Origin of the sequence: Enterobacter sp. DN (assembly GCF_046054285.1) — a bacterium.
Classification (GTDB): Bacteria; Pseudomonadota; Gammaproteobacteria; order Enterobacterales; family Enterobacteriaceae; genus Enterobacter; species Enterobacter hormaechei_C.
This window is the reverse complement of the sequence record NZ_JBJJTG010000014.1, coordinates 21,057-44,071: the sequence shown is the minus strand read 5'-3', so window position 1 is coordinate 44,071 and position 23,015 is coordinate 21,057. Positions and strand designations below refer to the sequence as shown.

The 23,015-nt window shown below is 58.0% G+C and carries 18 protein-coding genes; 11 read left to right on the top strand and 7 right to left on the bottom strand.

Annotation, left to right across the window (positions count from 1 at the left end; genetic code table 11):
* Positions 1-19 precede the first annotated feature (19 nt).
* The 4 genes from ACJTMZ_RS21685 to araD are packed head-to-tail and all read left to right on the top strand — an operon-like array spanning position 20 to position 3,727.
* Entirely contained in the window at positions 20-1,525 is a 1,506-nt protein-coding gene (locus ACJTMZ_RS21685; RefSeq protein WP_015572756.1) for an FGGY-family carbohydrate kinase, read from the top strand.
* Positions 1,522-2,175, top strand: a complete 654-nt coding sequence (gene ulaD, locus ACJTMZ_RS21680) for a 3-keto-L-gulonate-6-phosphate decarboxylase UlaD (RefSeq protein WP_017693795.1) — start codon at positions 1,522-1,524, stop codon at positions 2,173-2,175. The genes ACJTMZ_RS21685 and ulaD overlap by 4 nt, the downstream gene beginning before the upstream one ends.
* 2 nt (positions 2,176-2,177) lie before the next feature.
* Positions 2,178-3,038, top strand: coding sequence for an L-ribulose-5-phosphate 3-epimerase (locus ACJTMZ_RS21675; RefSeq protein ID WP_048246700.1), 861 nt, complete (start codon positions 2,178-2,180; stop codon positions 3,036-3,038).
* Positions 3,032-3,727 (top strand): L-ribulose-5-phosphate 4-epimerase, encoded by a 696-nt coding sequence (gene araD / locus ACJTMZ_RS21670; RefSeq protein ID WP_045339157.1) that lies wholly within the window; start codon positions 3,032-3,034, stop codon positions 3,725-3,727. Before ACJTMZ_RS21675 ends, araD begins: the two co-directional genes overlap by 7 nt.
* Here the strand turns inward: araD and ACJTMZ_RS21665 are convergent, their stop codons facing one another.
* Positions 3,728-4,546 carry a helix-turn-helix domain-containing protein gene (locus tag ACJTMZ_RS21665; RefSeq protein WP_032649828.1) on the bottom strand — a complete coding sequence of 273 codons (819 nt, stop codon included), beginning with the start codon at positions 4,544-4,546 and terminating at the stop codon, positions 3,728-3,730.
* Between the two features lie 225 nt (positions 4,547-4,771).
* Between ACJTMZ_RS21665 and ACJTMZ_RS21660 the strand changes: the two genes are divergently transcribed.
* Both ACJTMZ_RS21660 and ACJTMZ_RS21655 read left to right on the top strand, forming a co-directional pair.
* A complete protein-coding gene (locus tag ACJTMZ_RS21660; RefSeq protein WP_252011171.1) occupies positions 4,772-6,172 on the top strand; it encodes a glycoside-pentoside-hexuronide (GPH):cation symporter in 1,401 nt (466 codons plus the stop codon).
* 10 nt (positions 6,173-6,182) lie between these two features.
* Positions 6,183-8,132 (top strand): glycoside hydrolase family 127 protein, encoded by a 1,950-nt coding sequence (locus ACJTMZ_RS21655; protein WP_219250002.1) that lies wholly within the window; start codon positions 6,183-6,185, stop codon positions 8,130-8,132.
* Between the two features lie 137 nt (positions 8,133-8,269).
* Here the strand turns inward: ACJTMZ_RS21655 and aldB are convergent, their stop codons facing one another.
* The gene (aldB, locus tag ACJTMZ_RS21650; RefSeq protein ID WP_006808612.1) at positions 8,270-9,808 is read right to left on the bottom strand and encodes an aldehyde dehydrogenase AldB; all 1,539 of its coding nucleotides are present in this window, start codon (positions 9,806-9,808) and stop codon (positions 8,270-8,272) included.
* 166 nt (positions 9,809-9,974) lie between these two features.
* Between aldB and ACJTMZ_RS21645 the strand changes: the two genes are divergently transcribed.
* Positions 9,975-10,859, top strand: a complete 885-nt coding sequence (locus ACJTMZ_RS21645; protein WP_039269503.1) for an ROK family protein — start codon at positions 9,975-9,977, stop codon at positions 10,857-10,859.
* Positions 10,860-10,862: 3 nt separating this feature from the next.
* Here ACJTMZ_RS21645 and selB read toward each other — a convergent pair whose 3' ends face one another.
* The 3 genes from selB to ACJTMZ_RS21630 form a co-directional block, all read right to left on the bottom strand.
* Positions 10,863-12,701 (bottom strand): selenocysteine-specific translation elongation factor, encoded by a 1,839-nt coding sequence (gene selB / locus ACJTMZ_RS21640; RefSeq protein WP_045339150.1) that lies wholly within the window; start codon positions 12,699-12,701, stop codon positions 10,863-10,865.
* On the bottom strand, positions 12,698-14,083 hold the full coding sequence (gene selA, locus ACJTMZ_RS21635; protein ID WP_045339143.1) for an L-seryl-tRNA(Sec) selenium transferase: 1,386 nt from the start codon (positions 14,081-14,083) through the stop codon (positions 12,698-12,700). The genes selB and selA overlap by 4 nt, the downstream gene beginning before the upstream one ends.
* A gap of 103 nt (positions 14,084-14,186) precedes the next feature.
* Positions 14,187-14,795, bottom strand: coding sequence for a glutathione S-transferase (locus ACJTMZ_RS21630; protein ID WP_015572763.1), 609 nt, complete (start codon positions 14,793-14,795; stop codon positions 14,187-14,189).
* 436 nt (positions 14,796-15,231) lie between these two features.
* On the opposite strand from ACJTMZ_RS21630, the gene ACJTMZ_RS21625 reads away from it, so the two are divergent.
* The 4 genes from ACJTMZ_RS21625 (at position 15,232) to ACJTMZ_RS21610 (ending at position 19,397) form a co-directional block, all read left to right on the top strand.
* On the top strand, positions 15,232-17,139 hold the full coding sequence (locus ACJTMZ_RS21625) for a PTS mannitol transporter subunit IICBA (protein WP_252011173.1): 1,908 nt from the start codon (positions 15,232-15,234) through the stop codon (positions 17,137-17,139).
* A 101-nt stretch (positions 17,140-17,240) separates the two neighbouring features.
* Positions 17,241-18,389 carry a mannitol-1-phosphate 5-dehydrogenase gene (gene mtlD, locus ACJTMZ_RS21620; protein ID WP_023304617.1) on the top strand — a complete coding sequence of 383 codons (1,149 nt, stop codon included), beginning with the start codon at positions 17,241-17,243 and terminating at the stop codon, positions 18,387-18,389.
* Positions 18,386-18,976, top strand: a complete 591-nt coding sequence (mtlR, locus tag ACJTMZ_RS21615) for a mannitol operon repressor MtlR (protein WP_015572766.1) — start codon at positions 18,386-18,388, stop codon at positions 18,974-18,976. Before mtlD ends, mtlR begins: the two co-directional genes overlap by 4 nt.
* Before the next feature lie 58 nt (positions 18,977-19,034).
* Entirely contained in the window at positions 19,035-19,397 is a 363-nt protein-coding gene (locus tag ACJTMZ_RS21610; protein ID WP_015572767.1) for a YibL family ribosome-associated protein, read from the top strand.
* 32 nt (positions 19,398-19,429) lie between these two features.
* On the opposite strand, the gene ACJTMZ_RS21605 is transcribed toward ACJTMZ_RS21610, so the two are convergent.
* On the bottom strand, positions 19,430-20,524 hold the full coding sequence (locus ACJTMZ_RS21605) for a fimbrial protein (RefSeq protein ID WP_015572768.1): 1,095 nt from the start codon (positions 20,522-20,524) through the stop codon (positions 19,430-19,432).
* A gap of 9 nt (positions 20,525-20,533) precedes the next feature.
* Entirely contained in the window at positions 20,534-23,014 is a 2,481-nt protein-coding gene (locus ACJTMZ_RS21600) for a fimbria/pilus outer membrane usher protein (RefSeq protein ID WP_015572769.1), read from the bottom strand.
* Position 23,015 lies beyond the last annotated feature (1 nt).

Below are 23,015 nucleotides of genomic sequence, written 5' to 3'. Positions count from 1 at the left end.
GCAATTAAGCGAGAAGAAGATGAGTGAAAAAGAGCCCTTCTGGCTGGGTATCGATTGTGGCGGTACTTATCTGAAAGCCGGTTTATACAACAGCCAGGGCAAAGAAGTCTGTATTGAACGCCGCTCAGTGGCCACGCTCAGCCCCCGCGCCGGCTACGCCGAGCGGGATATGCACCAGCTCTGGCAGCACTGCCACAAAACCGTCGCCCTGCTGCTCAAAAATTCAGGCGCTGACGGCGGTCAGATCAAAGGCGTTGGCATTTCAGCCCAGGGCAAGGGGCTGTTTCTGCTCGATAAACAGGATCGCCCCCTGGGTAACGCCATTCTCTCCTCCGATCGCCGTGCGCTGGAGATCGTACAACGCTGGCAGCAGGACGGTATACCCGAAAAGCTCTATCCGCATACTCGCCAGACGCTGTGGACGGGGCATCCGGCCTCACTCCTGCGCTGGGTTAAAGAGAACGAGCCGCAGCGGTATCAGCAAATTGGCAGCGTGATGATGGCGCACGATTACCTGCGCTGGTGTCTGACCGGGGTCAAAGGCTGCGAAGAGAGCAACATCTCGGAATCCAATCTCTACAACATGAATACCGGGCAGTACGATCCGCAGCTCACGCGCTGGCTCGGCATCAGCGACATTGACGGTGCCCTGCCGCCTATTATCGGTTCAGCAGAAATTTGCGGGGAAATCACCGCTCAGGCAGCCGCACTGACCGGTCTCACGGCGGGTACTCCCGTCGTTGGTGGACTGTTTGATGTGGTTTCCACCGCGATCTGCGCCGGGCTGCATGACGAACATACGCTGAATGCCGTAATGGGGACCTGGGCCGTAACCAGTGGGATTGCCCACGGCATCCGCGACAACGAGCCTTTCCCCTACGTCTATGGCCGCTACGTCCATCCGCAGCAGTTCATCGTTCATGAAGCCAGCCCCACGTCGTCCGGCAACCTGGAATGGCTGACGGCCCAATGGGGCGATATGTCATTCGATGAGATTAACCACGCCGTGGCCAGCCTGCCAAAAGCTGAAAGCGATGTGTTCTTCCTGCCTTTCCTCTACGGCAGCAACGCCGGGCTGGAGATGACCAGCGGCTTCTATGGCTTGCAGGCGCTGCATACCCGCGCGCACCTCCTCCAGGCGGTTTATGAAGGGGTGGTATTCAGCCACATGACCCACCTCAACCGTATGCTCGAACGCTTTCCCCACGTGCAGGCCCTGCGCGTGACGGGCGGCCCAACCCATTCGGACGTGTGGATGCAGATGCTCGCGGACGTCAGCGGCCTGGCGATTGAACTCCCGCAGGTGGAAGAGACCGGCTGTTCCGGTGCGGCGCTGGCCGCGCTCGTCGGTACAGGCCTCTATCCCGATTTTTACGCCGCTCAGCGCGCCCTCAGGCATGACATCCGGATGATCGAACCTGACATGCGTGCCCATGCCGCCTACCAGCGCAAATATCACCGTTACCAGCTACTGATTTCAGCATTACAGGGCTATCACGCCCGTGTTAAGGAGTACGACCTATGAGCCGACCATTATTGCAGCTGGCGCTCGACCACACCTCGCTTCAGGCCGCGCAGCGCGATGTCGCGACGCTTTCCGATCACGTCGACATCGTCGAAGCCGGCACCATTCTATGCCTGACCGAAGGGCTAAACGCCGTTCGCGCCCTGCGTGCGCAGTGTCCGGATAAAATTATCGTGGCGGACTGGAAAGTCGCCGATGCCGGAGAAACGCTGGCTGAGCAGGCGTTTGGCGCAGGCGCAAACTGGATGACCATCATCTGTGCCGCCCCGCTGGCCACCGTTGAACGTGGCCACGAGGTCGCACTGCGCGGCGGCGGCGAGATCCAGATGGAGCTGTTTGGCAACTGGACGCTGGACGACGCGCGCGCGTGGCATCGCATCGGGGTGAAGCAGGCGATTTACCACCGCGGGCGCGACGCACAGGCCAGCGGCCAGCAGTGGGGTGAGGCGGATCTCAGCAAAATGAAGGCGCTGTCCGATATCGGTTTGCAGCTTTCTATAACTGGCGGTATCACCCCCGCTGACCTGTCGCTGTTTAAGCAGATCAACGTCAAAGCCTTCATTGCCGGGCGCGCGCTGGCAGGCGCCGATAATCCGCCGCAGGTGGCACAGGCATTCCATTCGCAAATCCGCGACATCTGGGGAGAGTAACCATGCGTCAGCATCCGTTAGGCATTTACGAAAAAGCGCTGCCAAAAGATCTCTCCTGGCCGGAGCGCCTGGTTCTGGCAAAAAGCTGCGGCTTCGATTTTGTGGAGATGTCGGTGGATGAGACCGACGAGCGTTTATCGCGCCTTGAATGGAGTACCACGCAGCGCGCCTCTCTTGTGGAAGCGATGCTGGAGACCCGCGTGGCCATCCCGTCGATGTGCTTGTCTGCCCATCGTCGCTTCCCGTTTGGCAGCCGCGATGAAATCGTGCGCGAACGCGCCCGCGAGATCATGACCAAAGCCATCCGGCTGGCCCGTGATTTGGGTATTCGCACCATCCAGCTTGCGGGTTATGACGTGTACTACGAGGAGCACGATGAGGGCACGCAACAGCGCTTTGCCGAAGGGCTGGCGTGGGCCGTAGAGCAGGCTGCCGCCGCGCAGGTAATGCTGGCGGTAGAGATCATGGACACTGCGTTTATGAACTCCATCAGCAAGTGGAAAAAGTGGGACGACATGCTCGCCTCGCCGTGGTTCAGCGTTTACCCGGACGTCGGCAACCTGAGCGCGTGGGGCAACGACGTCACCGCCGAGCTGACGCTGGGCATTGACCGCATCGCCGCTATCCACCTGAAAGATACCCGGCCCGTTACCGAGCAAAGCCCCGGACAGTTCCGCGACGTGCCGTTTGGCGAGGGCTGCGTCGATTTCGTTGGCGTGTTTAACACGCTGAATCAACTTAATTATCGCGGCGCATTTCTGATTGAAATGTGGACCGAGAAAGCCAAAGAGCCGGTGCTGGAGATCATCCAGGCGCGCCGCTGGATTGAAGCCCGAATGCAGGAAGGAGGCATGACATGTTAGAACAACTCAAAGCCGAGGTGCTGGCGGCAAATCTCGCCCTGCCCGCCCACCAGCTGGTGACGTTCACCTGGGGCAACGTCAGCGCGGTTGACCGTGCCAGCGGCATGATGGTGATCAAACCATCCGGCGTGGAGTACGACGAGATGAACGCAGAAGATATGGTGGTGGTAAATATCGCCACGGGTAAAGTGGTCGAGGGGAGTAAAAAGCCCTCCTCCGACACCCCGACCCATCTCGCGCTGTATCGTCGTTACCCGGAAATTGGCGGCATTGTGCATACCCATTCCCGCCACGCCACCATCTGGTCGCAGGCGGGGCAGGATTTACCCGCGTGGGGAACGACGCACGCGGACTATTTTTACGGTGCGATCCCCTGCACGCGGCTGATGACCACGGCTGAAATCGCGGGTGAATATGAATACCAGACGGGGGAAGTCATTATCAAAACCTTCGAGGAGCGCGACATAAGCCCGATGCAGGTCCCGGCGGTGCTGGTTCATTCTCACGGCCCGTTTGCCTGGGGCAAAGACGCTGCCGATGCGGTACACAATGCCGTGGTGCTGGAAGAGTGCGCCTATATGGGGCTTTTCTCGCGCCAGCTTGCACCTCAGCTTCCGGTTATGCAGCAGGAATTGCTGGAGAAGCATTACCTGCGCAAGCATGGCGCAAATGCCTATTACGGCCAGTGATCATCCGGAATTAATATGCTCTTTACAGTACCGCCGTTTCCAGACGGCGGGCGTTAACCCGGTATGTTTTGAGAATATTTGCCGGAAATAACCCACGTCATTAAAACCGCACCGGGCGGCCACTTCAGTTAATGAGGCCGCATCGTTCAGCAGCAGTTTTTCAGCGGCCCTGACGCGCTGGCGGTGAATTGCCTCCGTCAGGGTTAAATGAAACGTCCGACGAAATACTCGCCCCAGGTAATCTGCGTTGCAGTGCAGCTCTTTCGCCAGCTGCGAAGTGGACAGGGGCAAATGAAAGTGCGTGCGGATAAGCTGCTTGGCCTTCCACGCCATTGCCGCGCCCGCATCATCCGCTTTATCTTCATATCCCGGCGAGAGCGATATCTGCTGCAAAATTAACAGCAAAATTATCTCCAGCGCCTGGCTACGCTGTAATTTTTCCTGCTCGCTTAAAAACTGACGGAATAACGCAATAACATATTGCGGATCCCGCACGCTACAGTGTTGCTCAATCGACAGCGGCGTCGCGCCTGGCAACACCGGCAAGCGTTCATCCACCTCAAAATGCAGCCAGTAAAATTTGAGATCGCCCGGAAAATCTTCCACGCCGACATGCCGCCGCTTCGGCCAAAGTAACAAACTCTCGCCAGCGTTTACCTCAAACAGCGTATTTTCCTCCTGGATCGTTAATGTCCCTTTTTCGACAAAAATTATCTCCCACGAAGATAATTTTCGTGCGGGATGACGGCCCACGCCCCGGGAGATAAATAACCCGCCATTTTGAACTCTAATCGGAAGTGCTATGGATAATTCAAGCATGGATATTCATTTTTCCGCTTTTTTGGTGGCTAATATTTTCTTTATCCCTTGATTATTAATAAATATCAGCAGAACGGCTCGATCAAACTCACAGTTTCACCATCAGGTCGGAATCGTCACCTTTTTATACTTTTCCCTTCCCTTGTTGGTCTGCCCGTTGAATGCAGAATAAATGGGGTACCTTGCACAAATACGATAAAAAATCGTTTATCGAGGAGTTACCCCATGACTTCCACACCGATTACAGACGCAGAAGTTGCAAAACAGGCAGCCGATGACCGGCTGTCAGTCCGCGAGAAAATTGGCTACGGCCTGGGCGACGCGGGCGGCACGGTAGTTACCTGCCTGATCATGAACTTTCTGACCTTTTTCTATACCGATGTATTTGGCCTGACGCCCGCGCTGGTGGGCACGCTGTTTATTGCCCTTCGGGTATTTGACGCGATTTCCGATCCGGTGATGGGCGTGATTGCCGACCGCACGCAGAGCCGCTGGGGGCGTTTTCGTCCCTGGCAGCTGTGGGTCGCGCTTCCCATCGGGATCGTCGGCGTGCTGACCTTCACCGTCCCGGACGCCAGCATGGGCGTGAAAATCGCCTGGGCGTTCGGCACCTATCTGTTGCTTTCAGTGGGCTATACCGCCATCAACGTGCCATATTGCGCGCTGATCAACACCATGACCACCCGCCACAACGAGGTTATATCCTGCCAGTCCTGGCGCTTCGTACTGTGCGGCGTGGCGGGCTTTCTGGTCTCCGTTGGCCTGCCGTGGCTGGTGTCAGAGCTGGGACAGGGCAATGCCGCCCGGGGTTATCAGCTGGGCGTCTGCGTGCTGTGCGCCATCGCCGTGGTGATGTTCCTGTGCTGCTTCTTCTGGGTGCGCGAGCGCGTCCCGCTTGCGCTGATGGGTAAATTCACCCTGCGCGAGCACCTGGCGGGCCTGCGGAAAAACGATCAGCTGCTGCTGATGCTGGTGATGTCGTTTCTGCTGATCAACGTTTTCAACATTCGCGGCGGCGGGTACATGTACTTCATCACCTACGTGCTTCAGGGCAGCACGGCGTACACCTCGCTGTTTTTCACCATGGTGACCTTTGCCGCTATTCTGGGCGCGGTGATCGTCAGTCCGCTGTCGCGGCGGATTGATACCGTCAAACTCTACTACTACACCAACCTGATACTCGCTGCGCTTGCGGTGGGAATGTGGTTCCTGCCGGGTGGCCCGGCGCACCAGACGCTCTGGTTGATCGTGATTTTAAGTAACGGCGTGATCCTGGGCTTCACCCTGCCGCTGCACTTCTCGCTGATGGCCTTTGCCGATGACTACGGCGAATGGAAAACCGGCGTGCGCTCATCGGGGATGAACTTCGCCTTCAATCTGTTTTTCATCAAGCTCGCGTGGGCATCCAGCGCTGGGATCATCAGCCTGGTGTTTATTGCCGTGGCCTATCAGCCAGGCGCAGGTAACCAGACACCCGCCTCATTGCAGGGCATCACCGCCATGGAGACGCTGCTTCCTGCCCTTTTCCACCTGCTGCTGGCGGTCGCTATCCGCTGGTGCAGGCTTAACAATCCCGTGATGTCGCGCATTGCCACCGATTTGCGCCAGCGTCATGTACAGTCCTGAGGAGAACGATATGACCATAATGGAAGCCGACCTGCATCAGCTGAAAATCAACGACCCGTTTCTTGGTCAGTACCAACGGCTGGTCCGCGATGTGGTGATCCCCTATCAGTGGGATGCGCTTAACGATCGCGTGGCGGAGGCCGAACCCAGCCACGCCATCGCCAACTTCCGCATCGCCGCTGGTCTGGAACAGGGGGAGTTCTACGGGATGGTCTTTCAGGACAGCGACGTGGCGAAATGGCTCGAAGCCGTGGCGTGGTCGCTGTGCCAGAAGCCGGATGCTGAACTGGAAAAAACCGCCGACGAGGTGATCGCGCTGGTCGCAGCGGCGCAGTGCGAAGATGGCTATCTCAATACCTATTTCACGGTGAAAGCACCGGCCGAGCGCTGGACCAATCTGGCCGAATGCCACGAACTGTACTGCGCCGGACATATGATTGAAGCGGGCGTGGCGTATTTCCAGGGAACCGGAAAACGCCGCCTGCTGGACGTGGTGTGCAGGCTGGCGGATCATATCGACAGCGTGTTTGGCCCGGGCGAAAACCAGCTGCACGGTTACCCTGGCCACCCGGAAATCGAGCTGGCGCTGATGCGGCTGTACGACGTCACGCAGGAGCAACGCTATCTCAATCTGGTGAAATACTTTATTGAGGAACGCGGCGCGCAGCCTCACTTCTACGATATCGAATACGAGAAGCGCGGCAGAACGTCATACTGGAACACCTATGGCCCGGCGTGGATGGTCAAGGACAAAGCCTACAGCCAGGCGCATCTGCCCCTTGCGGAACAACAAACGGCCATCGGCCACGCCGTGCGTTTTGTCTATCTGATGGCGGGCATGGCACATCTGGCGCGCCTGAGCAGCGACGAGGGGAAACGTCAGGATTGCCTGCGGCTGTGGAACAACATGGCACAGCGCCAGCTGTACATCACCGGCGGGATTGGCTCCCAAAGCAGCGGCGAGGCGTTCAGCAGCGATTACGATCTGCCCAACGATACGGTCTACGCCGAAAGCTGCGCCTCCATCGGCCTGATGATGTTTGCCCGCCGGATGCTGGAGATGGAGGCGGACGGCCACTACGCCGACGTGATGGAGCGCGCGCTGTACAACACGGTGCTGGGCGGCATGGCGCTGGACGGTAAGCATTTCTTTTATGTGAATCCGCTGGAAGTGCACCCGAAAACCCTGGCCTTTAACCATATCTATGACCACGTCAAACCGGTGCGCCAGCGCTGGTTCGGCTGCGCCTGTTGCCCGCCGAATATTGCGCGCGTGCTGACCTCGCTGGGGCACTACATTTATACCGTTCGCCCGGACGCGCTGTTGATCAACCTGTACGTGGGGAACGACGTCGCCATTCCGGTTGGGGATAACATCCTCCAGCTGCGGATTAGCGGGAACTATCCGTGGCATGAGCAGGTGAAAATCGAGATTACCTCACCAGTTCCGGTGACTCACACGCTGGCCCTGAGGCTGCCGGACTGGTGTGCGGAACCGGCTGTTTCGCTCAATGGTCAGGCCATTACAGGCGAGGTCTCCCGTGGATACTTATACCTCAACCGAAGCTGGCAGGAAGGCGACACGCTGACGCTGACGTTACCGATGCCGGTCCACCGCGTGTACGGCAACCCGCAGGTGCGCCAGCAGGCGGGGAAAGTCGCATTGCAGCGTGGACCGCTGGTTTACTGCCTGGAAGAAGCCGATAACGGCGCAAATCTGCATAACCTTTCTTTGCCCCAGGACAGCGCGTTTCGGGTATTTGAAGGCAAAGGCATTTTCGCGCACAAGATGCTGATACAGGCGGAAGGGATCGGGTGTCAGGCGAAGGACACTGATGCCCTGTGGCAGTACGACCACTCGCCGGTAGAACGTCAGCCCCGGACGCTGACCTTTATTCCGTGGTTCAGCTGGGCAAACCGGGGAGAAGGGGAAATGCGGATATGGGTGGATGAAAGCTGAATAACTGCGGCCTGTTGCCCTCACCCCAGCCCTCTCCCACAGGAGAGGGAGTAAAAAGTAGGCCGGGTAAGGCGAAGCCGCCACCCGGCTTTAACCCGGCTCAGGTCACCCTACCCGGGACGACCTGAGCCCGGAGATTAAAACAGCCCCAGCGGTTTATCGGAGTAGCTGACCAACAGACATTTCGTTTGCTGGTAATGCTCCAGCATCATCTTATGGGTTTCACGCCCGATGCCCGACTGTTTGTAGCCGCCAAACGCCGCATGAGCCGGATAGGCGTGATAGCAGTTTGTCCATACGCGTCCGGCCTGAATGCCGCGGCCCATTTTATAGGCCAGATTACCGTTACGACTCCAGACGCCCGCCCCCAGGCCATACTGCGTGTCGTTAGCGAGCTCCAGCGCCTCGTCCATGGTTTTAAACGTGGTGACGGCCAGCACCGGTCCAAAAATTTCCTCCTGGAAAACGCGCATGTTGTTCTTACCGAACAGGATGGTCGGCTCAAGGTAGTAACCCTCCTGCAAATCGCCGCCCAGCACCTTACGACGACCGCCGGTCAACACATCGGCCCCCTCTTTTTTGCCGATATCAATATAGTTGAGGATGGTTTCCAGCTGGCCATGCGATACCTGCGCTCCCATCTGGGTGACGTTATCCAGCGGATTACCGCTGCGAATCGACTCCACGCGCCGGATCGCCCGCTCCATAAAGCGCTCATAAATGGATTCCTGCACCAGCGCGCGGCTCGGACAGGTGCAGACTTCACCCTGGTTGAACGCGAACAGCGCAAACCCTTCCAGCGCTTTGTCGAAGAAGGCGTCCTCTTCATCCATCACGTCGGCAAAGAAGATGTTCGGCGATTTCCCGCCCAGCTCCAGGGTGACCGGAATGATGTTCTGGGTCGCGTACTGCATGATCTGCTGACCCACTTCCGTTGAGCCGGTAAACGCCACTTTAGCAATACGCTTTGAAGTAGCCAGATATTCGCCGATCTCTCCCCCGGCCCCGTTGACCACGTTAATGACCCCCGGCGGCAACAGGTCGCCAATCACCTCCATCAGCAGCAGTACCGAAAGCGGCGTTAAGCGTGCAGGTTTCAGCACAACGCAGTTACCCGCCGCCAGCGCGGGCGCCATTTTCCAGCTCGCCATCAGCAGCGGGAAGTTCCACGGAATAATTTGCCCCACCACGCCGAGCGGCTCGTGGAAGTGATACGCCACGGTATCTTTGTCAACTTCACTTATTCCCCCCTCCTGGGCACGAATGCAGGACGCAAAATAGCGGAAATGGTCAATCGCCAGCGGCACGTCCGCCGCCATGGTTTCCCGGATCGGCTTGCCGTTGTCCCACGTTTCCGCGGTCGCCAGCAGCTCCAGATTCTGCTCCATCCGATCGGCGATTTTGAACAAAATGGCCGCTCTGTCCTGAACGGACGTTTGTCCCCACTTATCTTTCGCCTTATGCGCCGCATCCAGCGCTAAATCGATATCCCGCTTGCCCGAACTGGCAATTTCACACAGCGGCTGGCCGGTAACGGGCGTCAGGTTGGAATAGTATTCACCGTCGACGGGCGCCACCCAGTCGCCGCCGATAAAGTTGTCATAGCGGGGCTTCAGCTTAAGAGGAAAACCATACTCGCCTGGCTGGATACGCGATGAGGGAGGATTGTTTGTCATGACCGTCTCCTTGCAGTAGGTGTACAACAAGGGTAGTTCCGGCTGGTGATTTTCTCGCCAGTCGGTAACGGGTTTACGAGCCGTATCACGGATTACCGTACTTTACGTTTCGTTTCTGCCGCCGGAGCCATACTTAATAGCTCAGGGGCTCATGAGGAACAATGCAATGCAGCTATTTATCGGCTTTGACGTGGGCGGAACCCACATCAAACACGGCGTGATCAACGAAAACGGCGAAGAACTGACATCCGATGAATATGATACGCCTGACGATGAAAGCACCTTCAAACAGAAGTGGAAAGCGGTGGTGGATAAGTACCGCCAGGAGCATGAGATCGTCGGCATCGGCGTGAGTTTTCCGGGCCACATCAATCACCATACCGGCGAAGCGGCCAAGGCCGGGGCGCTGGATTACCTTGACGGCGAAAACCTGTGCGAGCTTTTCGCACAGCTGACCGATCTCCCCGTAACAACCGAAAATGACGCCAACTGCGCGGCGCTGGGCGAACGCTGGCAGGGCGCCGGTAAGGATTATGAGCATTTTGTCTGCATCACCATCGGCACCGGCATCGGCGGCGGTATCGTCATGGAGGGCGATCTCTACCGTGGGTCGCACTACCGGGCGGGTGAGTTTGGCGTGCTGCCCGTTGGCAACAACGGCGAGCCGATGCACGAAGTGGCGTCCGCCAGCGGCCTGATGAAAGCCTGCCGCCGTGCGCTGGCCGTGTCGGAAGATGAGATGCCTGATGGTGAGGAGCTGTTTAGACGCATGGACAGCGACGTGCATCTGCGTGAGGCCATAGAAGAGTGGGCGCATTTCCTCTCGCGGGGCATCTACAGCGTGATCTCCATGTTTGATCCGCGGGCGGTGCTGATTGGCGGCGGCATTAGCGAGCAGGAGAAAATCTATCTCCTGCTGGATAAATACCTACAGCGATTCGAGGAGTGGGAAGCGCTCCGGGTGCCCATCCTTCCCTGCGAGCTGGGTAACCAGGCGGGAAGGCTGGGCGCGGTCTGGCTGGCTAAGCAGAAGCAGGCGCGCAGCGCTTAACGCTTAGGGAAATAACTGCGCGTCGCGTAGCACATGGTCATTGCCACGACGACGCGTAAACCCGATGCGGTTGAAATACTCCAGGATCTGAATCGCCAGTTTGCGTCCCACGTTCAGCCGATCGCGGAAGTCTGCGGCGCAGGTTGATCCGCGCGCCTGATCCAGCTCCCGGATCAGGTTCGCAAATGCCACGATCCGATCGTTGCGGTAATAACGATCTTTCACGATCGCCACAATCATCCCCTGCTGCGCCGCATGGCGCAGTACCTGACGCATCAGCTGCTCATCGGTATTGGTTTCACGCGCCAGATCGCGCACCCACCACGGTTCATCGCCAAACAGCGCCGCCACTTTTTGCCAGACCGCGTCCTGCTCAGCGGTAAAACCGGCCTTGTGCTCCGGCAGGTGCAGCCAGCCGTGATGACTTGCAATCACGCCGCTTTCACGCATGTTTTCAATCAGCAACAGCACCAGCGCGTCGTCTTCCATGGGCAACGCCATGCGCCGCAGACGTTCACGGCCCGGGCCGGGCTCATCCTGATGCTGTTCATGGTAGGTCGCCAGCGTGCTCAGCACTTTGCGCTGCCAGCGCGCCGCCACCGGCGCGTTCAGCAGGCTGTTGCCGGCCTGAATAAAACCTGGCTCCTGCGTCAGAAGACGCAATCCTTCGCCGCTGAGCTGGCGCGCCCAGGCGAACGCCGCCAGATCCACCGCACCACGCTCAAGGTGGATATCTAACGCAGACTTATCATCGCGGGCCTGGGCCAGTGCGGCCAGCCACTGTAAATACTCGGGCTTACGCTTGCCGCGACGGGGCGGATCCAGCATGACCACGCGCGCGCCCGCCAGCGTTTCCCGCGCCGAAATATCGCGCAGAACCAGGCGGTCGTTATCCGCCAGCCAGAGCGGGGAGTCGAACACCAGTTCGGCGAGATCGTTTTCCAGCAGCGACACGCGTCCGGTGATGTGGCTGGCCGCGTGGTGGATATGCAGCGGCTGCCACTGGGTCAGCGGATTATGGGTCTGGAGAGAAACGATGATCCGTTCAGAAGGCTCCGGCGGTGCGTCGGCCAGCAGCCAGTCGCCGCGGTTAAGCTGGTCTTTTTCGGCATCACCGGCAATATTCAGCGCGATACGCTGCCCGGCGTGGGCCTGTTCCACCGGCTGGTTTTGCGCGTGCAGCCCGCGCACGCGCATCGGTTTGTTCACGCCCGTCAGCCACAGGGTATCGCCCACGTTCACTTCGCCGCTCAGCGCGGTACCGGTCACCACCAGCCCAGCCCCTTTCACGGTAAACGCCCTGTCGATCGCCAGACGGAAGCGGTGATGGCTGGCCTGTACACGAGACGGGATCTGCTGCAAATGGTCGCGAAGAGCGTCGATACCGCGGCCTTCTGTCGCCACGGTGACAAACAGTGCGGCATCCCTAAAACCGTACTCACTCAGCGCCGCCAGCACCTCTTCACGCACCTCGTCGATACGCGCCTCATCCACACGGTCCGCTTTGGTGAGGGCGACGGTCAACTGCGGGTTTCCCGTCAGCTGGAGGATCGCCAGATGCTCGCGCGTTTGCGCCATCACCCCGTCATCGCACGCGACCACCAGCAGGGCGTGATCGATCCCGCCCACGCCCGCGAGCATATTGGAAAGAAACTTCTCGTGGCCGGGCACGTCGATAAAGCCCAGCACGCGACCGTCGGGCTGCGGCCAGTAGGCGTAACCCAGGTCAATGGTCATGCCGCGCTTTTTCTCTTCCGGCAGGCGATCGGCATTCACGCCCGTAATGGCCTGCAATAACGTGGTTTTGCCGTGGTCAACGTGACCGGCGGTGGCAATAATCATTTCAACATCATCTCCAGAAACCGCACTTCATCTTCCAGACAGCGTAAATCCAGCCACATGCGCCTGTCACCGATCCGGCCAATCACCGGCGTCGGTAATGCGCGCCAGCGCGCCGACAGCGCCTCAAGCTGGCTTCCGCGTCCGTCGCGCGGGGTGAACGTCAGCGCTTCGCTCGGTAACCTGTCCACCGGCAGCGAGCCGCTGCCAATTTGCGACAGGCAAGGCTCGATACGAACGTCAAACTCAGGGTAATGAGGAGCAACCTGCGGCAGTAGCGCTTCCGCCTGCGCGCGAATGGAGGCCGCATCACGGCTCAGCAAACGCAACGTGGGCAGGCGGTCAGCCAGTTTCTCCGGGTGGAGATAGAGCCGCAGCGTGGCTTCCAGCGCGGCCAGCGTCATTTTATCGGCACGCAGGGCGCGCTTAAGCGGGTGCTGCTGTAGCTGCGCAATCAGCTCGCGCCTGCCGACGATAATCCCCGCCTGCGGCCCGCCCAGCAATTTATCACCGGAGAAACTGACCAGGCTTACGCCCGCGGCAACCATTTCCTGCACCATGGGCTCTTTCGGCAGACCGTACTGGCGCATATCCACCAGCGACCCGCTGCCGAGATCGGCAATCACCGGCACGTTTAGCTCGCGCCCAATGGCGGCCAGTTCGGCCTCTTCCACCGTTTTGGTGAAACCCTCAATGTGGTAATTGCTGGTATGCACTTTCATCAGCAGGGCGGTGTTTTCATTCATCGCCGCGCGATAATCTTTTGCATGGGTACGGTTGGTTGTGCCCACTTCATGCAGCGTGCAGCCCGCCTGGCGCATGACGTCCGGAATACGAAACGCCCCGCCGATCTCCACCAGCTCGCCGCGAGAGACGACAACCTCTTTTCCGCTCGCGGTGGCCGCCAGCATTAACAGCACCGCCGCCGCGTTGTTATTCACAATGCAGGCATCTTCCGCGCCGGTGATCTGGCAGAGAAGATCCGCCAGTGCGCGATCGCGATGCCCACGCCCGGCGCCGTCCAGATCGTACTCCAGCGTCACCGGCGAGCGCATGGCACGGGTGACGGCCTCTGTTGCCTCTTCGGCCTGCTGTGCCCGGCCCAGATTGGTGTGCAGAACCGTGCCTGTCAGGTTAATAACCGGGCGCAACGCGCTTTGCCCGTGCTTGCTCAGCCTGCGTTCAACTTCCTGCGCCCACGCCACGCACCAGCCGGGTAGCGCGTTCTCAGCCTGAATATGGCGACGCGCATCGTCCTGAAGCTGGCGTAGCATGTCGACCGTTGCAGTATGGCCAAACTGCTCCAGCACCGCAGTGATGCGCGGGTCACGAAGCAGTCGATCGGTAGCGGGGATCTGGCTGTAGAGGGAATGATGAGTAGTCATGAATGCGCCTGGCGAGTAAATATCTTCCCCCCTCCCGACGGGAGAGGGAGTTAACATGTGGGGGGATTGTACCGCCTCCCGCCAGGAAGTGTTATAACCCGCATCAAGCCTTTGGCGGTTCAGTCCGGGCAAAACTTTCGCGCTGGAAGAGCGTCTCCGCCAGTTTGACCAGCAGCGGACGATCCACGCACCAGCCCGGCGAGACGCGGCGGAAATTGAGGTAGCCAATGGCGCAGGCGATGGCGATCGTCGCCAGATTCAGGCTATCGCTCTGAATTTTCCCGTCGCGGATCAGCTGTTCGCACATATCCAGGCTGCGGCTGATTTTTTCGCGCTGGCGCAGCAGCTCATTTTCTGACTGCTGGGCGGCGGGCCTTGCCTGCTCGCGTACGGACGTCAATGCCGCATCCATAATGCCATCCGCCAGGGCTTCAATTTGCTTCATCGCCAGCGCTGCTTTTGGATCCGCCGGCAGCATGGCTGGCGCAACGCCAAGCAGTTCGATGTACTCCGCAATGATCGGGGAATCAAACCAGTAATCGCCCTCGTCCGTTACCAGCGCCGGGACTTTCCCCAGCGGGTTGTACTGCGCAACGCCGTTCTCTGCGTTGTAGGGCTGTTCATTTACGAATTCAAATTCAATCCCTTTCTCCAGCAGGAGAATCGAAATCTTACGCACGAAAGGACTGGTATAACTGCCGATGAGTTTCATTGCTTATCCTTAATGCCCACAAAGAGGTCAGTATGGATCAAGCCGTGGAAAAAGGCAGGTGCGCGTATCGCATTCCTGCCATGAGGGGATACGGGAGAAATCTGCATAAAAATATTTTGTGAATCAAATCACAATCTGGAAACAAACAACTAACTTAACATTGTGATGCAAATCACAAAACACCGCCCATTTTGGCGTAATTCTGAGCGATGTATTTTTTTTACACACTCGTTATGTGATCGCGATCACTTCATTAATGTCCTCACCCCCTACATTCATGTGATTCAGATCACACAAAATTTCACTGTCTGGACAGTTGAACGATTCAGTGCCAGATTTCACAGCATCAGAACAGGGCCCGGCTACCTCTGCCGCCGCACATTAACGATAAACCTCGGGCCACAAGCCTAAGCGTAAACATAAGAAGGGGTGTTTTATGTCATCCGATTTCAAGATCAAAGTGCAAAGCTTTGGTCGTTTCCTCAGCAACATGGTGATGCCAAATATCGGCGCGTTTATCGCGTGGGGTATTATCACCGCATTATTTATTCCGACAGGGTGGTTGCCTAACGAAACGCTGGCAAAACTTGTTGGCCCAATGATTACCTATCTCCTGCCACTGCTCATCGGTTATACCGGTGGTCGTCTGGTGGGCGGTGACCGCGGTGGCGTCGTGGGTGCCATCACAACCATGGGGGTGATCGTCGGTGCGGATATGCCGATGTTCCTCGGTGCGATGATTGCCGGTCCTCTGGGCGGCTGGGCAATCAAGAAATTCGACGTCTGGGTTGATGGCAAGATCAAATCCGGCTTCGAAATGCTGGTGAACAACTTCTCTGCGGGCATCATCGGGATGATCCTCGCCATTCTGGCATTCCTCGGCATTGGCCCGGCGGTTGAAGTGCTGTCCAAGCTGCTGGCGGCGGGCGTTAACTTCATGGTGGCGCACGACATGCTGCCGCTGGCGTCTATCTTTGTTGAACCAGCGAAAATCCTGTTCCTGAACAACGCCATCAACCACGGTATCTTCTCACCGCTGGGTATTCAGCAGTCACACGATCTCGGCAAGTCCATCTTCTTCCTGATTGAAGCGAACCCGGGTCCAGGTATGGGCGTTCTGCTGGCGTACATGTTCTTTGGTCGCGGCAGCGCGAAACAGTCTGCTGGCGGCGCGGCGATCATTCACTTCCTGGGCGGTATTCACGAAATTTACTTCCCGTATGTGCTGATGAACCCACGTCTGATCCTGGCCGTTATCCTTGGCGGTATGACCGGCGTGTTCACCCTGAGCGTACTGGGCGGTGGTCTGGTGTCTCCTGCTTCTCCAGGCTCTATCCTGGCGGTGCTGGCGATGACCCCGAAAGGCGCCTACTTCGCGAACATCGCGGCGATCTGTGCGGCCATGGCGGTCTCCTTCGTGGCCTCCGCTATCCTGCTGAAAACCAGCAAGGTGAAAGAAGACGACGATATCGAAGCGGCAACCCGTCGTATGCATGACATGAAAGCCGAATCCAAAGGCGCAACGCCGCTGGCGGCGGGTGATGTCTCTAACGACCTGAGCCACGTGCGTAAAATCATCGTGGCCTGTGATGCCGGTATGGGCTCCAGCGCAATGGGTGCGGGCGTACTGCGGAAGAAAGTGCAGGATGCGGGTCTGACCAACATCTCCGTCACCAACAGCGCGATTAACAGCCTGCCGCCGGACGTTGACCTGGTGATCACGCACCGCGATCTGACCGAACGCGCTATGCGTCAGGTACCGCAGGCGCAGCACATTTCCCTGACCAACTTCCTCGACAGCGGCCTGTACGCCAGCCTGACCGAACGCCTGGTGGCGGCGCAGCGCCATGAAGATAACGAAGTGAAAGTGCGTACCAGCCTGCAAGACAGCTTCGACGAGAGCAACGCGCATCTGTTCAAACTGGGCGCTGAAAACATCTTCCTTGGCCGCACGGCGACCAATAAAGAAGAGGCCATTCGCTTCGCCGGTGAGCAGCTGGTGAAAGGCGGCTACGTTCAGCCTGAGTACGTTGAGGCGATGCTGGAACGCGAAAAGCTGACCCCAACCTACCTGGGTGAATCCATCGCGGTTCCGCACGGTACGGTGGAAGCCAAAGACCGCGTGCTGAAAACCGGCATGGTGTTCTGTCAGTATCCTGATGGCGTGCGCTTCGGTGAAGAAGAGGACGACATCGCCCGTCTGGTGATTGGTATCGCCGCTCGCAACAACGAGCATATCCAGGTGATTACCAGCCTGACCAATGCGCTGGATGACGAAACGGTTATTGAGCGTCTGGCCAACACCACCAGCGTTGAAGAAGTTCTGGCCCTGCTGAACAAGTAACAGCGCCTCTTCCCTCTCCCCCCGGGGAGAGGGCTAGGGTGAGGGGAAAACGTTCCTCACCCCAGCCCTCTCGGGTAAAAACATTGATGAAGGTTAACACTATGAAAGCATTACATTTTGGCGCAGGTAATATCGGTCGTGGCTTTATCGGTAAACTGCTGGCAGACGCGGGCATTACCCTGACATTCGCCGATGTGAATCAGGTGGTTCTGGATGCCCTGAATGCCCGTCATAGCTATCAGGTTCACGTGGTGGGTGAAAACGAACAGGTTGAAACGGTCTCTGGCGTCAACGCGGTAAGCAGCATTGGCGACGACGTGATTGACCTCATCGCGAGCGTTGATCTGGTCACCACCGCCGTGGGTCCGGTGGTGCTTGAGCGTATCGCCCCGGCGGTCGCGAAAGGCCTGGCGAAGCGTAAAGCACAGGGCGTTGAAACACCGCTGAACATCATCGCCTGTGAAAACATGGTGCGCGGCACCACGCAGCTGAAAGGCCACGTTCTTGCGACCGTCGCAGACGAAGATAAAGCCTGGGTTGAAGCGCACGTAGGTTTTGTGGATTCCGCCGTGGATCGCATCGTTCCGCCTTCAGCATCCGCCACCAACGATCCGCTGGAAGTGACCGTGGAAACCTTCAGCGAGTGGATCGTTGATAAAACCCAGTTTAAGGGTGCGCTGCCGACCATTCCGGGAATGGAATTAACCGATAACCTGATGGCATTTGTCGAACGTAAACTCTTCACGCTGAACACCGGGCATGCTATAACCGCGTACCTCGGAAAATTGGCCGGTCATCAGACGATTCGTGACGCGATCCTCGATGAGAACATCCGTGCGGTGGTCAAAGGGGCAATGGAAGAGAGCGGCGCGGTGCTGATCAAACGCTACGGTTTTGATGCTGATAAACACGCGGCATACATCCAGAAAATCCTCGGTCGTTTTGAAAACCCGTATCTGAAAGATGACGTTGAGCGCGTGGGTCGTCAGCCGCTGCGTAAACTAAGCGCGGGCGACCGCCTGATTAAACCGCTGCTGGGCACGCTGGAATACGGCCTGCCGCACGCTAACCTGGTGAAGGGCATCGCTGCCGCCATGCACTACCGCAGCGAGCAGGACCCGCAGGCGATTGAGCTGGCTCAGCTGATTGATGACAAAGGCGCGCAGGCTGCGCTGGCGCAGATCTCCGGTCTGGATGCCAACAGTGACGTAGTTGCGGAGGCGGTCAGCGCATACAACGCAACCAAATGATGCAGAGTCCGGCGCAGGTTAGCCTGCGCCCGAATAACAGATTGTCAGATATGCAGGCAATAATGGAACAAACCCAGGCCTTTGAAAATCGTGTGCTTGAGCGTCTGAATGCTGGCAAAACCGTACGGAGTTTCCTGATTGCCGCCGTCGAGCTGTTAACCGAGGCGGTGAACATTCTGGTGCTTCAGGTGTTTCGCAAAGACGACTACGCGGTAAAGTATGCTGTAGAACCGTTACTGGACGGAGACGGACCGCTGGGCGATTTATCGGTACGGCTGAAGCTGATTTACGGTCTTGGCGTGCTGAACCGCCAGGAGTATGAAGACGCCGAGCTGTTAATGGCGCTGCGCGAAGAGCTCAATCATGACGGTAATGAGTACACCTTTACCGATGATGAGATACTGGGGCCCTTCGGCGAACTGCACTGCGTATCCGCGCTCCCTCCCGCACCTCAGTTTGATAACAGCGACCCTGAGCTGTACGCGATGCAAAAGCTGCGTTATCAACAGGTTGTGCGCTCCACCATGGTGCTTTCCCTGACTGAGCTGATTTCTAAAATCAGCTTAAAAAAAGCGTTTCAGAAGTAAGCCCGCACACATTGGTGTATCCTTCCCTGTAAATTCCCCGTTTTCAGAGTTATTTGTCATGAAAGAAGTCGAAAAGAACGAAATTAAACGCCTGAGCGACCGTCTGGATCTGATCCGCCATCAGATGGCTGGCCTCTCCCTGGTCGATTCTGCCGAGAAATATGCCGAGCTGGAAAAAGAGTCCGTGAAGCTGGAGGCGGAAATTGAACGCCTGCGCGAAGTGAAAGGCCAGAAGCTGAGTAAAGAAGCGCAGAAGCTGATGAACATGCCGCATCGCCGCGCGATCACCAAAAAAGAGCAGGCCGACATGGGCAAGCTGAAGAAAAGCGTCCGTGGCCTGGTGGTGGTGCACCCGATGACTGAGCTTGGTCGCGAAATGGGCCTGAAAGAGATGACGGGTTTTTGTAAGACCGCGTTCTAATCGTCCTCCCCTGCCGCTGCGGCAGGGGAAACTCAGTTGTAAATCAGGTTAAACGTCGCCATCGCATCCGCTTTTCCCGCCGTCACGTTCTCTTCCGTCTGAAGGTAATGCGCATCAAACCAGAAGGTTTGCGTCTGGTTATCCCCCACTTGCCCAAATGCTGACACCTGTGGGGTGTTCCACGGTACCACCTGCCCCTGAACCGAACCGGTATTGTCACCGTAAAGCAGTTCGATCCCGACACCGCTGGCGCTATCCTCCTGCTTCGTCAATGCCAGCGCCCGATCGTTGCCCGGCGTGGTATCGCCAAAGAAACCCATCTTCACCGCCGTGTTATTTTCGCAGGTCACCGGAATGCTGAAGCGTCCGCCTCCGGCGCGGGAGCCTATGCCATGAAATTCACGCTGGCTCACGCTCCCCATGGGAACAAGAATGCTGCGAGAGCCCACTGAACAGCTGGTACGCCTGACGGTGAAGCTGGCGAGATGGATCTGTACCGGTGTCGCCACGTTGGTGGCGCTGGCTTGATTTTCTCCCGCCTGCAATATCAGCGATCCGACATTTTGCTCCTGGGAATTGGCGTTATCGTCAGGCATGGCGCTGGTCGTTGGAATTTTGTAAAACACCACCCAGAACTGCATTTTATACATTGAGGCGCTGGCAAAGGCGGGGTTTTGCGATGCGTCGCAAATGCGCCGGGACTCATTGCCATTCACCTGACTTGTGCCGTCAATATAGCGTACCGCATCGGCGCCGCAGTACTGCTGTTCCCGGAACCCCAGCGCATAGCCGATGCCGTCGATCTGAGTTTTATAGACGTGACGTGACGCTCCGTCTTCACCAACCACGGTGCCGACGGGGTTATCCACGTCGACAAAGCCGATACTACGCCAGGCATCATTCCCGCCATCACAGCTGTAGAAATCCGCCCCGGTAGACTGTATCGGCGCAGATATCGGCGTCCAGTCCGCCGTGCCGGGCGCATACCCTATGGCGTAGGGCACCTGAACGACCCACTGATCGCGCGTGGTGCGGCAAGATGAGGTCTGAGCATGGGCATGAAAACTCAGCATGCCAAAAAGCGAAAGAAGGCTCAGGTAGAAAAACCAGTGAATAAAACGACGCATGATATTCCTCTAATGGCACTCAACGGATAGCGTGGCGATACCGGGGGCCATATGAGCTTTCCCCAGTCTGAAAGGTGTCTGGCATTGCTGCTGCTCCCCGTCCTGATACCAGCTGACGCGCAGGGTGCCGCGCTCTGGTACCCCGCTCAGGTAGGCCTGACCGCCGTCAGCGACCATGCTTCGGTTTGCAGAATGGCGGTTCTGCTCCACCACTTCAGCCTGCGCGCCAAACGGCAACGGTTCGCCGTGGTAGCGCAGGGAAAACAGAACGCGATAACCAATGTGGGTTTTGTAATTGGCCAGCACCACCGCGCCGCTGGTGGGAATGAGCGTCAGACCGCTCTGCTCAACGTCGACGTTCTCACCCAGCGTCGCCGTATCAAGGCTGACGTTATTTTTGCGATACGCCGAGAGCGTTGGCATGACCGCATAGCCGCGGCTGTCGGTATGGATCCCGTTGTAGCCCTCCGGCTCAACGTTCGCCGCGCCGGGCACGCGTAGCAGGGCGACGGTATCGCCCAGCGGCTGGCTAAGCGTGACGCCATACTGCGTGGCGATAACGCCTCCGGCGAGTCCGAGGCTCGCGTTGCTACCGCTTCGGCTGTGGTCATAACCGAGGCTGACGTTGCCGTAGCCACCGTTGTATTGCAGCGCCAGGCTGGTACTGTCGGCTTGTCCCTCGCTGGCCTTACTCTGCTGAACGCTGTAATTAAGGTTGCGATTCGCCAGCGCACTGCCGTTGAGTGACACCTGCTGCGTGGTCATCCCACGATTGTTGTGGTTGATGAAGTAACTGACCGAGCTGTCCGGTAACCAGTGACCAAGCGGAACATTGACGTTAAACGACACGGTACGATCGGGATGCTGCTCAAGCGCTGAGTCGGTGTAGTCATACCCCGCGCCCCAGGAAATGCCTCGCCAGCTGGTGTACCAGCCAATGTGGATGGTTTTATCCTGCCCGGACGTATGCCAGTAATCCTGCATCCATGCCGAGACGCTGAGGCTGCCGAACTGACCCAGCGTCTGTGAGAAGGTGACCTGCGAGCGGCTACGGCGATTATTGAGTTGCAGCTGTTGGCTGTCAGACTGATTCAGTTCACTGAATTCATAGTAATTGCGCGAGGCATAGCGATAACTCGCCAGGTTGAAGGCGGTGCCGGTAGCGCTGAAATCTTTCTGATACTGAATGCGCCACGCCTGCCCCATCGCGCTTTTGCCATTGGGTAAACGGCTTTTTGCCAGCGTATCGTCAATGCCCAGCGAGCCAAATGCGCCAAACCCTCTGCCTACGCCAATTGCACCGGCCTGATAGTTACTCGCCGTACGAAAGCCGCCATACACCGTCATCCTGGAGAGCAGACCGTAGAAGAAAGCGCCTTCAACAAACTCAGGTGAACGCGCATCGCCGGAGCCGGAGTGAAATCGTCCGGCGTTGAGGCTGTATTTCAGGCTGCCCAGGCGTCGCATAAACGGCACCGCAGAATAGGGTTGGGTAAAGACGCGCGTTGAGCCGTCACTTTCCGTGACCGTCACCTGTAGATCGCCACTTTGTGCGCCGGGGAACAGATCGTTAATGATAAATGGCCCGGCGGCCACCCAGGTTTCATAGATCACATAGCCATTTTGCGAAACGGAGACTTTAGCGAAGCTGTGTGCGACGCCGCGGATGGTTGGTGCGAAGCCGCGCTGGCTGTCGGGCAACATGCTTTCGCTTGATGTGAGCTGTACCCCGCGAAACGCCACGCTATCGAAGACGTCGCCTGCGGTCCAGGCATCGCCGATCCGTAGCTGGCTGTTAAGACGGCGAATATCCCGGGTCAGCCAGCTACTTTGCGACTGAAAATGGTCGCCGCCCGCGTCGCTGTGGCTCCAGGCGGAGGTGTTGCGCAACCGCCACGCCCCCAGATTGATACCGTTACGCAGGCTCAGATAGCTGGATGTCGTGACGCCACGCTGATGATGTGCCTGGCCGCCCGACAGACTGTAATCAGTAAAGGCCGCCGGGATACCATCGTCCCACTGCGACTGCGGCACGTAGCCACGGCTGCGGTGTTTCATCGCCGCCTGCGGCAGGCTGAGAAAGAGACGCTGCTGGTTGAAATCATAGGAGGTTCGCGCTGCCGGAATGAAATCCGCGAGGTGCGTGAACGTTTCTCCCTCCCGCAACCGTGAGAATGCAGGAATGGCCCTGACATTCACCCCAAGCGCTTCCAGCAGCGATACGCTTAAAACGGGTTGCAGGCTGCCTTTCTCATTGACGAAGGTGATCTCCTGATGCCGCTCCTCGCGTCCGTTAATCTCCAGCGTCACGAGCCAGGTGCCTGGCATCTGCCCGCCCTTTTCAGAGAAATAGTGCAGATCCGCCGTTTTCTGTTCGGTAGAGGAAAGCTCCAGCGCGGCGGGATCAAAGTAATCCTCGGCCATCCCCGCGCGGCTGAAGCTAAGCAGCAACACCGAAAGCGGCGCGTAACGAAACAGGCGAAAAGACATG